The 14308-nt window shown below is 47.2% G+C and carries 14 protein-coding genes; 6 read left to right on the top strand and 8 right to left on the bottom strand.

What is annotated here, in order from left to right; all coding sequences use genetic code 11:
- Nucleotides 1-187: 187 nt before the first annotated feature.
- The 8 genes from Q4Q50_RS20575 to pspF form a co-directional block, all read right to left on the bottom strand.
- Entirely contained in the window at nucleotides 188-400 is a 213-nt protein-coding gene (locus Q4Q50_RS20575; protein ID WP_311900896.1) for a TOBE domain-containing protein, read from the bottom strand.
- Nucleotides 401-542: 142 nt separating this feature from the next.
- Entirely contained in the window at nucleotides 543-1745 is a 1203-nt protein-coding gene (gene fabV / locus Q4Q50_RS20580) for an enoyl-ACP reductase FabV (protein WP_011846466.1), read from the bottom strand.
- A gap of 105 nt (nucleotides 1746-1850) precedes the next feature.
- A complete protein-coding gene (locus Q4Q50_RS20585) occupies nucleotides 1851-2636 on the bottom strand; it encodes a peptide ABC transporter ATP-binding protein (protein ID WP_006085370.1) in 786 nt (261 codons plus the stop codon).
- Nucleotides 2617-3624 carry a peptide ABC transporter ATP-binding protein gene (locus tag Q4Q50_RS20590; protein WP_311900898.1) on the bottom strand — a complete coding sequence of 336 codons (1008 nt, stop codon included), beginning with the start codon at nucleotides 3622-3624 and terminating at the stop codon, nucleotides 2617-2619. Before Q4Q50_RS20590 ends, Q4Q50_RS20585 begins: the two co-directional genes overlap by 20 nt.
- 3 nt (nucleotides 3625-3627) lie before the next feature.
- Entirely contained in the window at nucleotides 3628-4518 is an 891-nt protein-coding gene (locus Q4Q50_RS20595) for an ABC transporter permease subunit (protein ID WP_006081133.1), read from the bottom strand.
- Entirely contained in the window at nucleotides 4505-5536 is a 1032-nt protein-coding gene (locus Q4Q50_RS20600) for an ABC transporter permease (RefSeq protein ID WP_311900899.1), read from the bottom strand. The genes Q4Q50_RS20595 and Q4Q50_RS20600 overlap by 14 nt, the downstream gene beginning before the upstream one ends.
- The gene (gene sapA / locus Q4Q50_RS20605; RefSeq protein ID WP_311900900.1) at nucleotides 5536-7161 is read right to left on the bottom strand and encodes an ABC transporter substrate-binding protein SapA; all 1626 of its coding nucleotides are present in this window, start codon (nucleotides 7159-7161) and stop codon (nucleotides 5536-5538) included. The genes Q4Q50_RS20600 and sapA overlap by 1 nt, the downstream gene beginning before the upstream one ends.
- Before the next feature lie 69 nt (nucleotides 7162-7230).
- Nucleotides 7231-8322, bottom strand: coding sequence for a phage shock protein operon transcriptional activator (pspF, locus tag Q4Q50_RS20610; RefSeq protein ID WP_311900901.1), 1092 nt, complete (start codon nucleotides 8320-8322; stop codon nucleotides 7231-7233).
- 177 nt (nucleotides 8323-8499) lie between these two features.
- Here pspF and pspA point away from each other — a divergent pair, with 177 nt between their 5' ends.
- The 6 genes from pspA to megL all read left to right on the top strand — a co-directional run bounded on the left by pspA (nucleotide 8500) and on the right by megL (nucleotide 14141).
- Complete coding sequence (pspA, locus tag Q4Q50_RS20615) at nucleotides 8500-9183, top strand: phage shock protein PspA (RefSeq protein ID WP_006081137.1); 684 nt, start codon at nucleotides 8500-8502, stop codon at nucleotides 9181-9183.
- A 17-nt stretch (nucleotides 9184-9200) separates the two neighbouring features.
- Nucleotides 9201-9440: an envelope stress response membrane protein PspB gene (gene pspB, locus Q4Q50_RS20620; RefSeq protein ID WP_006081138.1), complete on the top strand. Its 240-nt coding sequence runs from the start codon at nucleotides 9201-9203 to the stop codon at nucleotides 9438-9440.
- Nucleotides 9427-9813, top strand: coding sequence for an envelope stress response membrane protein PspC (gene pspC, locus Q4Q50_RS20625; protein WP_311900902.1), 387 nt, complete (start codon nucleotides 9427-9429; stop codon nucleotides 9811-9813). The genes pspB and pspC overlap by 14 nt, the downstream gene beginning before the upstream one ends.
- Nucleotides 9814-9926: 113 nt before the next feature.
- The gene (locus tag Q4Q50_RS20630) at nucleotides 9927-11387 is read left to right on the top strand and encodes a YcjX family GTP-binding protein (RefSeq protein WP_311900904.1); all 1461 of its coding nucleotides are present in this window, start codon (nucleotides 9927-9929) and stop codon (nucleotides 11385-11387) included.
- On the top strand, nucleotides 11384-12604 hold the full coding sequence (locus tag Q4Q50_RS20635) for a TIGR01620 family protein (protein WP_311900905.1): 1221 nt from the start codon (nucleotides 11384-11386) through the stop codon (nucleotides 12602-12604). Before Q4Q50_RS20630 ends, Q4Q50_RS20635 begins: the two co-directional genes overlap by 4 nt.
- Before the next feature lie 343 nt (nucleotides 12605-12947).
- The gene (gene megL, locus Q4Q50_RS20640; protein ID WP_259483120.1) at nucleotides 12948-14141 is read left to right on the top strand and encodes a methionine gamma-lyase; all 1194 of its coding nucleotides are present in this window, start codon (nucleotides 12948-12950) and stop codon (nucleotides 14139-14141) included.
- Nucleotides 14142-14308: the final 167 nt, after the last annotated feature.

Raw genomic sequence — 14308 nt, forward strand, 5'->3', positions numbered from 1 at the left:
ATATGGCAACCCCTAATCAGGTGCACAATAGAAAAGGCCAGCTACTGGAGCTGGCCTAAAAACTGTCAACCTATCTTAGGACGGGACACAATGCGATGAAGTATGTCGATGAGTTTGAAGGGAATAAGCTACTGCAACACAGTCAGACTCAATACGCCATAACATCAAGCGCAGCGTTACAGTCGGGCTAGTCATCAACGCCTATCATCACGCTGCTGGCTTTGATAAGTGCATAAGCCGAATCCCCCACTTTAAGACCTAGGCGCTCACAGGACGCTTTAGTCACCACAGAGGTCAATACGACTCCGGGTGCAAGTTCGATCGTCACTTCATTGTTTACCGCGCCCATTTCTATGAATTTGATCGTACCGCTGAGCGTATTTCTTGCGCTAATTTTCATCGTCTTTCCTTATTGAGGGATTATTAGGGAGTGATTGGTGAAAGCTAGTGTAGCGCATCTTAGTTCGGGCGTTGCAAATAAAAACGCCACTAAAAAGTGGCGTTTAACGTTGTGATAAGCAGTGACTAGCTATCGCAGTCGATTAGAGCTCGATAACGTCAAACTCAACGTATGGGTTAACGTCGGCATCGTAATCAATACCTTCGATACCAAAGCCGAATAATTTAATAAATTCAGCTTTGTATTCACGGTAATCCGTTAATTCTGACAAGTTTTCTGTGGTCACTTGTGGCCACAGATTACGGCAGTGTTGCTGAATATCTTCACGCAGTTCCCAATCGTCTAAACGGATGCGATTGTCGCTGTCGGTTTCTGGCTTAGCACCATCGGCGCGGAATAGACGCTCACTGAACATGCGATAGATTTGCTCCATACAACCTTCATGCAGACCTTCCTGACGCATTTTCTTGAATACCATAGCGATATACAAAGGCATGACTGGAATAGCCGAACTCGCTTGAGTCACAACGCTCTTCAGTACCGCGACATTAGCGCTGCCACCAGTGGCTGACAATTGCTCATTTAAGGCTTTTGCTGCGCGGTCTAAATCCATCTTGGCCTTGCCAAGGGCGCCGTGCCAGTAGATTGGCCACGTCAGTTCAGTACCGATATAGCTATAGGCTACGGTTTTGCAGTTATCCGCTAATACACCGGCTTCAGATAAGGCTTTGATCCACAGTTCCCAATCTTCGCCGCCCATAACCGTTACTGTATCGGCAATTTCTTGCTCAGTTGCTGGCTCAACGGTGGCTTCAATGATGCAATCTTTATTGGTATCAACCGCAGTCGCAGTGTAAGTTTCACCGATTGGTTTTAATGCAGAACGGATAAGTTCACCAGAATCTGGCAGTTTGCGCACAGGTGATGCCAGTGAGTAAACGACCATGTCGATTTCACCGAGATCTTGCTTAATAAGTTCGATCACTTTTTGTTTTGCTTCATGGCTAAAGGCATCGCAGTTAATGCTCTTAGAATATAAGCCTTCAGCTTTAGCAAATTTGTCGAAAGCGGCAGAGTTGTACCAACCCGCAGTACCTGGTTTCGTTTCAGTACCTGGCTTTTCGAAGAACACGCCAATCGTTGCGGCATCGCTACCGAAAGCGGCGGCGATACGTGAAGACAGACCGTAACCGCTTGATGAACCAACCACTAATACCTTTTTCGGGCCGTTAGCAATTTTACCTTTAGCTTTGGTTAGCGTGATTTGTTCTTGAACGTTTGCTTCACAACCGACTGGGTGTGTAGTGGTACAAATGAATCCACGAATTTTTGGTTTGATAATCATGTTTAAGCTTCTTCTATCAAAATGACCAATAGGATAAATATTTCGGCGGGTAAATGGCACCTATTTTTAGCCAATTCACCTGATTATTTAAGTGGTTGGAGCAGTTTAACGTTTATGGACAAACAGACTTTGCTCTTGGATCAACCTCTGGGTATATTCATGTTGTGGCGAGTTAAATATCTGTTCTGTAGGCGCTTTCTCGACCATTACACCTTTGTGCAGCACCATAATTTTATCGCTAACATGGCGAATAATATTGAGATTATGGGATACGAAGATATATGACAAGCCGAGGTCTTTTTGCAGTTTCAGCAGCAAATTAAGAATTTGTGAGCGTACTGAAAGGTCAAGCGCGGTCAAGGCTTCGTCGGCAATAATAATTTTAGGATTGAGCATTAAGGCTCGCGCTACCGCAACGCGCTGTTTCTGGCCTTCGGAAATCATGTGCGGATAAAACTCAGCATGCTCAGGTAATAAGCCCACTTTGCGTAATGTGTCGACCACTTGGGTGTGCCGCGATTGCGCCGACATTTTGGTATTAAAACGCAGCGGCTCATCGAGCAACTGGCCAATTGTCAAACGCGGGTTTAGTGAGGTATTCGGATCTTGGAAAATCATTCGAATCAAGCGGCATCTTTGCTTAATATCGCGGCTGTCTAAGGCTTCACCTTCGAAAAAAATCTCGCCACCGCTGCGGGGCTCTGCACCGACTAAAATGCGGGCTAAGGTGCTCTTACCCGAACCTGCTTCACCCACTATGGCTAAGGTTTCGCCGCGTTGGAGCTCGAAGGATACAGGCGCTAATGCATCGTTATATTGGCGGGAAAAGCCCCTATAACCGGTATCGTATCTTTTATAAAGATCGTTAACTTTAAGCAGTGGGGTCGTCATTGTGGGTTTCGCCGTGATAAGGGAAATGACAGGCAAAATAGCGGTCTTTAATATGACTTAAATTTGGCTGATTAACGCATTTTTTTTGGGCTTCAGGGCAACGAGGTCCTAAACGGCAACCGATTGGCAAATGCTGTAAGGCGGGCGCAGACCCAGGAAGGGTGGGCATAATTGCCTTATGTCCACCTGAGCCTGAATAGTCGGGCATATTGTCAAGCAGCGCCTTAGTGTAAGGATGATAAGGCTGCTTAATCACTTCGTCCGTCGGCCCTGATTCCATAACTTGACCGCAATAGAGCACGGATAAGTGATCGCACCATTGGGCTAAGGTTTCAAGCTCGTGGCTGATCAATAGAATCGATACGTTTTGTAATTGATTTAATTGAGATAATAATCTGAATATCTGCGCTTGAGTGCTGAGTTCCATTGAGCTTGTGGGTTCGTCGGCAATCAAGAGGCGAGGCTGGTTTGCAACCGCCATCGCAATCATCACTTTTTGGCATTCGCCTTCGGATAATTCCCACGCATAGCTAGACATGACCTGTCGAGGATTTTTAATCCCGACTTTATGCAGCCATTTTTGCGCTGTCAGCCGTGCATGTCGACGCCGTTGCCAAAAATAGGCGTTGGGATTCTTAGGCATAGCTTGCATCAGCTGACTGCCGACGGTTTGCGCCGGATCTAAGCTGCCCGATGGATCTTGGAAGATCATCGCCATGTCTGAACCCATCAGATTGCGGCGCTCTTTTGAGCTCATGGCCATCAAGTTATTGCCATCCCACATCATGCGATCGGCTGTGATGGTCCAGTTTGGACCTGGGATCCCAAGAATCGCTCTGACTAACAAACTTCGTCCAGAGCCTGACTCACCGACTAGGCCATGAATTTCGCCCGCATTGAGCGTTAAGCTGACTTTTTCGAGCGCCCGCACTCTACCGTGGGGCGTATCGAGTTCAATCGTGAGATTTCGTACGTCGAGTAAAGGCATAAGTTAGTTTCTGATGGGCGCAAGCGCCGACCGTAGGCCATCGCCAACCAAGTTAATGGAAAGCACACTGAAAAGAATCGCTAAGCCCGGGATAGTTACAGCCCAAGGCGCCGTTAATAAATTATCCATACCTTGGGCGACCATAGCGCCCCATTCTGGGCTTGGTGCCTGCGCGCCCAAGCTTAAAAAACCGAGGGCGGCGATATCTAAAATGGCGGCAGAAATGGCAAGCGTGGTTTGAATGATCACCACTTCCCACACGTTTGGCATGATGACATACCAAAAAATTTGCATTGAGTTCGCGCCATCTAAACGCGCCGCTGTGACGTATTCTTTTTGTAACTCTTCATGCACTGACTGGTGTATCGAGCGCACAAATTGCGGGGTTAAGGCAATTCCGACGGCCCAGAACACATTTTCAAGCCCTGGCCCCATTACCGCCACCACTAAAATGGCCATCAATAATGAAGGGATTGATAACAATGCATCGAGTAAGTGCCCGAGAATACTGGATTTTAAGCCCCGCATCATGCCTGACAGTGAGCCTATAATAAAGCCTGTGAATAACGCGGTGACAACAATGAGCAGCGCCATACCAAAGGTCAAGTGCGCGCCGTGTAATAATCGGCTGAAGATATCGCGGCCTAAATCGTCTGTGCCTAAAAAGTGTGCCACTGTGCCTGAGGGATCCCAAGAGGGCGGCAATAGCAAGGCTCTTGGATCTTGTGCCTCTGGCGGAAAGGGCGCAATCATAGGGCCAAATAGCGTTAGCAAGAGTAGGAATGCAATCGTCCACAGACCTGCCAAGGCGAAAGGATTAGCTGAAAAGTTAAGCCAAACCCGCATAGTCGGGGAGGCAATTTGATCTTCTTGATAAATTTTAACTGGTGGCATAAAGGTCTTTTCTGCTCAGTGGATTAAAGACTGTATGCAGCACTTCAATCAAGATACTTAGGAAGATAATCAATAGGGCTACGGCCAAAATACCACCTTGGATGACAGTGTAGTCCCGTTGGTAAATCCCTGAAACCAACCAAGAACCCACGCCAGGCCATGAGAAAATCATTTCGACCACTATGGCATAACTGGCAAATGAGCCAAGCATGAGTCCTAAATGTTTAAGCACAGGGATCAATGCATTGGGTAGTGCATGGCGCAGTATAATTGTACTTGTATGCATGCCTCTGGCTTCGGCGGCGCGGATAAAGGTTTGATTCATTACATTCATCATCGCCGAACGAGTGCTGCGAACCACCACAGTAAAAGGTAACACGGCCAGTGTCGTGGCAGGCAAAATGATGTGCAGCAGCGCATCTTTAAATGCCGACATGCCGTATTCAGACTCTGACAACAGGGTATCTACCAACATAAAGCCAGTGACAGGTTTGATTTCATATAACAAATTGATTTGTCCCGAAATCGGTAACCAACCAAGATCGACGCCAAACCAGAGCGAAAGATAAAGACCTAACCAGAACACGGGCACAGAGTAGCCCGTTAGCGTGATCGCCATAATGGTATTTTGGGTGAGCTTATGTTGGCTCTGGGAAGCAAGCACACCTAAGGGCACACCAAAGCAAATCGCGATAATGGCCGCCATCACAGCAAGTTCGAAGGAGGCGGGTAGGACAGCGCTGAGCTCTTCGGCCACTTCTTGATGTGAGGTGACTGAAATGCCTAAATTACCGCTAAGCCTTTGTTGTAGATAAGCGATAAATTGCCACGCTTGGTTTTTATCTAATTTGTAGTCTTGTTCGATTTGAACCAGTTGACTCGCCGTCGGTATATGTATGCCAGTGAGTGCGTGGGTGCGGTCCACCGGAAACAAGCCGGTAGCGTAAAATAAGACACCTACCATGACTAACGAAGTGGCCAGAAACAAATTGAGGCGGCGCAGTAGGTATTTAAACATTAATTCGCCTCCTCTTGTGCTTGGCTAGTGTGGGCGAAGGAAATACCGCCAAAAGGCGTGAGTTGCATATCCTTGATATCACTACGAGTTAACGCCACACGCTTGGCATGGGCTAGGCTCAACATAGGTACTTGTTCGGCCAAAAAGGCTTCTGCTTGCTGATAAATCACTTTACGTTCGCCCTGATCTGACACTTCCCTTGCACTATCTAAGATGGCATCAAACTCAGGGTTACACCAGCGCGAACGATTGTTGTTCGACTGCATCGCCGCGCAGCTTAGCAGTGGAGTAAAGAAGTTATCCGGATCGCTGTTATCGGCATTCCAGCCAATCAGCACTGAATCATAGTCGTCGCGGCTGAGCCGCTGACTAAACACGCTCCAGTCGTAACTGACGATATTCACTTTGACGCCTATGTTGGCCAGATCCGATTGAATTAATTCGGCCGTTTTTAACGCATTGGGGTTATAGGCGCGGGCAACTGGCATAGCCCAAATATCGATACTGAGATTTTTAATGCCTGCTTCTTTTAAGAGGTCGCGCGCTTTTTGCGGATTGTAATCCACAAGCCCTTTGTTATTGTCGTAGGCCCAAGACGCTGGCGGCAGAACGCCTGTGGCTTCAATGGCGGTATTTTGATAAACCGCCCGCAGGATATTTTGTTTATCGACCGCATAGGCCAGTGCGCGGCGTACTCGGACATCATTCAGGGGCGGCTTTTGCGTATTAAAGGCCCAAAATGCTACGTTGAGTCCAGGTTGTGACTCAATATTCAATTCTTCATGTTGCTTGATAACGGGCAGCTCACCCGCTTTGGGCAGCGCAGATACACTGCAATCCCCCGCGATAAGTTTTGCGAGTCTGACGGTACTTTTTGGCGTGATATCAAATACCAACATATCGATTTTTGCTGGTTCGCCCCAAAAGTCAGGATGACGACGATAGCGAATATATTCGTTTTTCGCGTACTGAACTAAAGTGAACGGCCCAGTGCCAATGGCATAGTGGTCGACGTTTTCAGGATGACCCAAGGCTAACTGCTGCTGCGCATATTCATCGGATAAGATCACCGCAAAGTCGGTGGCCAGATTTGACAGAAAAGAAGCGTCTTTGCGGGTTAAATAAAAGACCACTTCATGATCGTTTATCTTTTCTATCCCTTTAACTTGTTCAGAAAAGCCAATACTTTGGAAGAAGGGATAACCCGTGCGGGAGACAAAATGATAAGGATGCTGGGTATCGATAATACGCTTAAAGGAGAACAACACATCGTCGGCATTGAAGGGCCGTGTCGGGGTAAACCGCTTCGAATGCTGGAACTGCACGTTTTCCCTGAGGGTGAAGCGATAGCTTAAGCCATCATCGGACATAGCCCAACTCGTCGCCAAGGCAGGGACAAGCTTGCCTGACTGGGTATCATAATCCACTAAGCGACTATAAATTTGGTGCGAGGTGGCATCGATTGTCGTGCCAGACGTCACCAATTGTGGATTAAAAGACTCAGGGTTCCCTTCGGAGCAATACACCAAACCGGAAGGGAGTCGTTGGGGGCCACACGCGACCAACAACCAACTCATACAAGAAACTGCAGTTGTTAGGCACAGGCGTCTAATTAGCACACTCATTTATAAATCATTATTTTATCGACTATGAACGGCTATTTTAGCAGTGCATCTCCCCCATGGGCAATCTGCTTATGCTTTATCAAGTAAATTGTATTTTTTAAGGATGCCACGCAGTTGGTGGTAGCTTAATCCGAGCATGTCGGCGGTTTTCTTTTGGTTGTATTGGCTGCTTGAGAGCGCCTGCTGAATCAGATCCATTTCGTATTTCTCAGTTTGCTCTTTAAAATCCAGCGGAAAATTAAAGCTATTCACTGAAGACTCAGTATTGGCTGGTACTTCAGCCTCAAGTATCGGCGCAGATTGCGGCGTGCTGGCAAGGGTTGTTGGTGCGACTGAGGTGATTTGACGTTCGCGGGTCTTGATCCGAGTTTTAGGTCTATAGGGAGAAGCAAAGGGATCGAGGGTGATATGGTCGATGGGCCGATTTTCACCACCATTACGATAAACGCTGCGCTCGACCACGTTTTTAAGTTCACGGATATTGCCTGGCCAGTCGTGGGTCATTAGTTGCTCGACCGCATGGGCGCTGAATCCGCTGAACAGTTGCAGTTTTAACTGGCGGGCCATGCCAACGGCAAAGTATTCCGCCAGCGTCATTATGTCTTCTGGGCGGCAACGCAGCGGTGGCAGAGTGATCACGTCGAAGGCGAGTCTATCGAGCAAGTCGGCACGAAATTCGCCTGCGTCAGCAAGTGATGGTAAATCTTCGTTGGCGGCGCAGATTAGACGAACATCAGCCTGCACGGTTTTACTGCCGCCGACTCGTTCAAATTCGCCATATTCAATAACACGCAGAAGCTTCTCTTGGATAAGTCCTGAGGTATTGGCTAATTCGTCGAGGAATAAGGTGCCGCCGTCGGCGCGCTCAAAGCGACCTTCGTGTTTGCCTTTGGCGCCAGTAAAGGCACCTGACTCATGGCCAAATAATTCGCTCTCGAGTAAATTTTCACTCAAAGATGAACAGTTTAGCTTAATAAAACTTTGATCCCAGCGCTTAGACAGATAATGTAAGCGTTCGGCAATAAGCTCTTTACCTGTGCCACGTTCACCAATAATCAGTACGGGTTTAGACAGCGGCGCTATTTGCGACACATGTTCTAACACTTCGAGTAGGGCGTTGGATTGACCGATAAGGTTGTCTTGCTGAAATTTATTATCCACGATATTTTTTAGTCTTTCGCGCTAAAATTTGGTGAAAATGATAATAAGTGGCTTGAAGCGTAAAAGGAAGTAAAAGTTAAAATTTTGTTTAAGATGCTGTATTTAAATAAGAAGTAAAAGTTGGCACGGTTAGTGTATTACCTTATACGAGACCAACATTAATTTGAGGATAGGATTATGGGAATTTTCTCTCGTTTCGCCGATATCATTAACTCTAATATCAGCGCATTGCTGGATAAAGCCGAAGACCCAGAAAAAATGGTTCGACTGATTATCCAAGAAATGGAAGACACACTCGTTGAAGTACGTTCTACCTCAGCTAAAGTGTTAGCTGAAAAGAAAGAGCTGCAACGTCGTATCAACCGCGTGTTAGAGCAAGTGCAAGATTGGCAAGATAAGGCTGAACTGGCACTGTCCAAAGACCGTGAAGACTTAGCGAAAGCCGCTTTAGTTGAAAAACAAAAAGCGACCGGTTTAGCAGACACGCTGAATCAAGAGTTAGCCGTTATCGATGAACATATCGCACGCTTGAAAGATGAAGTGGGCATGTTGCAAGAAAAGCTGCTCGATGCAAAAGCGCGCCAAAAGACCATTATTTTGCGCACTCAAACAGCGTCATCACGCTTAGAAGTGAAAAAGCAGTTAGATTCAAGCAAGATCGACAACGCTATGCTCAAGTTTGAGCAATATGAGCGCCGCGTCGAAGGCTTAGAAGCCCAAGTTGAATCTTACGATCTTGGCAGCAAAAAAACCTTAGCCGATGAGTTTGCGGCGCTAGAAGCGGAAGATTCTGTGAATGCAGAACTGGCAGCGCTAAAAGCCAAGGTAAAAGGTAAAGCGCCAACTAAGTCAAAAGAATAACAATTCAGAGGTGAGTTATGGATATGGACGTGCTAATGGCGCCGATTATTATTTTCATGGTGATAGTCGCGCCAATATGGTTAGTTCTTCATTATCGCAGTAAGCGACAAGTGAGCCAGGGACTCACTGAGGAAGAGTTTTCACAACTCAATGACTTGATATCCAAGGCCGATAAAATGGCGGCGCGTATCGAGACCTTAGAGGCCATTCTGGATACAGAATCGCCCGAATGGAGGGGGAAACATGAGAGGATCTAATGGCCGTACTTTGTACCGCATTCCCCAGTCAGGCAAAATAGCGGGTGTATGTGCAGGGATTGCCGAGTACTTTGCGATTGAAACTTGGTTAGTGCGAGTACTGGCGGTGTCTATCTTCTTACTCGGCGGCTCTGGTGTAGTGTTTATCATCTATGTCGCTTTATGGGTGATTTTAGACATCAAGCAGCAAAAGCATTACGATAGAGACGATATCGAGGTGAAGAAGAAGCCGTGGCAGTCGGGAGAACCCGCAAAGCAAGCGCTGAGCGACGTGAGTCGTCAATTTCGAAGTCTGGAAGTCAGGCTACAAAATTTAGAACGTCACGTCACCTCTGACAACTTTGATTTAAAAAGACAAATCAATAGTTTGTAACCCTTCTAAAGGGCGGCCATGTCCGCCCTTGTTGCTTAATCTCTGTTTCACTCCAGTGTATAGTCAAGATCACTTGACATAAGTTAACATCATTCGACATAAGGGAAGTCTCTATGGGAATGCTTGATGCCTCGCTCCATAAATTAACCCAAAAGGGACAATCCCTGTTACATCGCACCGCGGACCGGCATTTACGTTTGGCCGTGACTGGGCTTTCTGGTGCGGGAAAAACCGCGTTTATCACAGGGTTAGTCAATCAGTTACTTAATTCTGGTCCTGTCTCAACCTTACCCCACGCCCGCAACAACAGCGCTTTGCCACTGTGGCAGGTGAGCCGCGATCAGCGTTTGCTCGGGGTTAAGCGTGCCATGCAGCCGGATCTGGAAATCGCCAGTTTTGATTATCAAGGCGCCATGTTAGCGCTCACTTCTGATCCTGCTACATGGCCAGCCTCCACTAACACTATTTCTGAATTACGACTGGCGATTAAATACCGACCGCAAAAGGGCTTATTGGCCAAGTTTTCTGATACCGCCACACTGTATTTGGACATAGTCGATTACCCCGGCGAATGGCTACTCGATTTACCTATGCTGCGCCAAGACTTCGTTACTTGGTGCCGTGCTCAACAAGTTCGCATCGAGAATCTTAAAAGCTCTCCCTTGTATGCCGAGTTTGAACAATCTTTGATGTCATTAGATTTAGCCGCTAGCGCCGATGAGCAGCAATTAAAGCGGATTGCCGATCAATATCAGTTATTACTCAATGATTTAGTGCACGTGCAAGGTTATTACCAAGCGCAGCCTGGACGCATGTTATTACCGGGTGAATGGCAGGGCGCTCCCTTATTAGCTTTTTTCCCCCTGTTATTAGTTAATGATGAAAAGTTCGCAGCGCTTTCGCAAAGCGATAAACACAGTGGATTCCATGTACTGGAAAAACGCTATCAAGAATACGTGGCTAAAGTGGTTAAGCCTTTCTATAAAAATCACTTTGCCGGTTTTGATCGGCAACTCGTGCTCGTTGACTGTTTTAGTGCGTTGAATCGCGGTAAAAAGCAATTTGAGGATATGGGCGCGGCGCTTAATGCCATTATGGAAAGCTTTCAGTTTGGCCAATCGAGTTATTTACGGCGTTTATTTTCTCCCCGTATCGATCGTTTATTGTTTGCTGCGAGCAAGGTTGACCATGTGACCCGCGATCAGCAGAGCCATGTTTTGTCACTGTTGACCGATATGTTGAAACACAGCCAGCATTTTGCCAGTTTCGATGGTTGTAAAGTGGAGACGATGGCGATTAGCGCCATCAAAGCGACTCGCCATGGCATGGTAACGACCCAAGAGGGCGAGGTCGAAGTCGTGCAGGGGACGGGACTCAATGGTAAAGCCCTGACCTTGTTTCCAGGCGAAGTGCCCACTCGCTTACCTGAGCCTGATTTTTGGCGTGACCAAGGGTTTAACTTTGTCGGCTTTGCACCGCCGATCAATGCCAATGTTGACCCATCTCAAGTGCACTTTGACCATATTCGTCTCGATCATTTGCTGCAGTACTTACTGGGAGATAAGTTGGAATGACGTTAAAGCTATCGGAGAACGCTAATGAGCAGGCTTCTAATTCTTCTGCGAACTCATTTGCACACTCAGTTGAACATAAGCCGCTGAAAAAGCAGCAGCTGTTTGACTCACAAGTCGTGGAGCTCAAATCCAGCAAAGAGGAGCTCAAAGGGGCGAAAGCCTTTGATCCGCATACACCAGTGCAAGAAGTGGCTGCTAATATTGAGGAATTGATGGATGAAACGCTGTCTGCCCATCCAAAAATGATCGATGCTAAATCGGTATCGCCTCAACTTGTAAAATCACGCCGTTGGTCTTGGCTCGCTCGTCTGGCGGTAACGAGTTTATTGCTGCTCGTAGTGGTTCAAACAGGATTAGGATTGAGGGATGCCTGGCTTGAGAGCCCTTGGTTGTTTAGTTTTTATGGCGTGGTGCTTGGGGTCGTCAGTGCGTGGGCATTGGCGGGGGCGTTTAGTGAGTACCGCAAACTGAAGCGACTCAAACAGGTCGCCGATACCCAAGAAACAGGCGCTAGGCTGACGCAGAGCATGCAAATGGGTGAGGCAGACAGCTTTATCGATAACATAGTGTGCCACTATGGCGACAGCCAAGGTTTGCAGCAACTGCGTCGCTCATTAAAAGATGAACATAATGATGCCGAGAAAGTCTTGTTATTCGAGGACTTAGTGCTGACGGAGCGAGATGAACTGGCCAAAAAAGTCGTGCGACGCTATGCGGCTGAGTCGGCAGTGCTACTGGCGGCCAGTCCGTTAGCTGTGCTCGATATGGCAATCATCCTTTGGCGTAATCAACGTATGCTGCGTGATGTCGCCCGCTGTTATGGCATAGAGCTAGGTTATTGGAGCCGAATTAAACTTATCCGCAGTATCATCATTAATATTATTTATGCGGGCACCAGTGAGTTAGTTACCGATTTAGGGACACAGCTGTTATCGGTTGAAATGACAGGTAAATTGTCTGCTCGCTTGGCCCAAGGCTTAGGGGGCGGCATGTTAACAGCGCGCCTTGGATATCAAGCCATGGCGCTGTGTCGGCCGATTGTGTTTAGGGAAGAGCAAAGGCCTAAATTGTCTAAAGTGCATCAGGAATTGTTGATCGAACTGAAGCAGTTTTCAGGCAAGCTGTTTACTAAGGAAGGCCGCGACGCATTAAAAGGCCAGTTTGCCGATGTTGATGACAAGGTAGCTAAGTCAGCTAAAGATAAATCTAAAGAGTAGATATTATTTAATATCAAACAATTAACCGATTTAAATCGGCCGAAAGTAGATGCGCTAATGGACTGGTTCCTTAGCGCATTTTTTTATGTTTTTTTGCAGGTAGCGAGTATGACCAAGTGCGACTGAAAAGTGCTATGTAACAAGTTAATTACACTTTGCGCGCTGCTATTTTCGCCATGCTACTGGCTTAAGTGCTTGGCCGCGTTATGGTAGGGCTTATTCGATAGGGCTAATGTTTCATTAACTTATCTATTGGATTGTCCATAATGCGGGCATTGAGTGTTCCATACCAATAATCAATCAAGAACGGGAACCGCTCAAGGCCAATTACAAGGAGCTAGGTATGCAAGATGAGTCAGGCAAGATGTGGAAAGCGGCAACACAGGTTATTCATGGCGGTCATGAGCGTGAGGCCTTTGGCGCCTTAGTGACGCCGCTATATCAAAGTGCGACTTTTGTGTTTGAGTCCGCACAGCAAGGTGGTGAGCGATTTGCGGGTAATGAGCCGGGGTATATTTACACGCGCTTAGGTAATCCGACAACCGCCGAGCTTGAACGTAAAATGGCTATTTTAGAGGGGGCAGAGGCCGCCGCTGCAACCGCATCTGGTATGGGCGCAGTATCCGCCGCATTACTGGCTAACTTGCAGATGGGCGATCACTTAGTGGCATCCAATGCCGTATACGGTTGTACCTATGCGCTAATGACGACTCAGTTCGCTCGCTTTGGTATTGAAGTGTCCCTAGTGGACTTCTCATCGGTAGCAGAAATAGAAGCGGCGATTAAATCCAATACTAAGGTCATTTTCTGTGAAACCCCAGTCAATCCCCATTTGCAGGTGTTTGATTTGGCAGCAATTGCGACTATTGCCAAACGTCACCAGTTGGTCAGTATTGTCGACAATACTTTTATGACCCCATTACTGCAGAGGCCGCTGGATTTTGGTATTGATTTGGTGATCCACAGTGCGACCAAATATCTGAATGGTCATGGCGATGTGATTGCGGGGATAGTGTGTGGCAGCGAAGAACAGCTCCATAAAGTGAAGTATGAAATCTTAAAAGATATTGGCGCTGTGATATCGCCACACGATGCTTGGCTGATCTTGCGCGGCCTTAAAACCTTAGATGTGCGTTTACAGCGCCATTGCGATAGTGCCCAGCGCGTGGCCGAGTTTTTGGCCGAACATCCCAGTATTAACCGGGTGTATTATCCCGGACTTGCCTCTCACCAAGGGCATAAATTCATTGGTCAGCAGATGAAACGTGCCGGCGGCGTGATCGCGTTTGAACTGGCTGCAAATTTAGAGGAGGCTATGGCCTTTGTGGGGCATTTAAGCTTGTTCTCTATTGCGGTGAGTCTAGGCGATGCAGAATCCCTCATTCAACATCCAGCGTCGATGACACACTCTCCCTATACGCCAGAGGCGAGAGCGGCGGCTGGCATTGGTGATAATCTACTGCGAATTTCTATTGGCTTAGAAGATTGTGACGACATTATCGCCGACTTGAATCAAGCGTTAGCTCGATTAGCTTAATGAATGTTGTTATTTTAAAGACCGTTAGCTATTTGAATGATAAAAGGATGCTTTTTGCATCTTTTTATCATAGTCAAGCACTGGCTCATTGAGCAGAAGACAGAAGTTTAGCGATAGTGAATATTTATGACGCCGATTTGGTATTTCGGGACAGCTTAGACTATTTT

It is taken from the genome of Shewanella scandinavica, from assembly GCF_031932065.1.
Lineage (GTDB): Bacteria > Pseudomonadota > Gammaproteobacteria > Enterobacterales > Shewanellaceae > Shewanella > Shewanella baltica.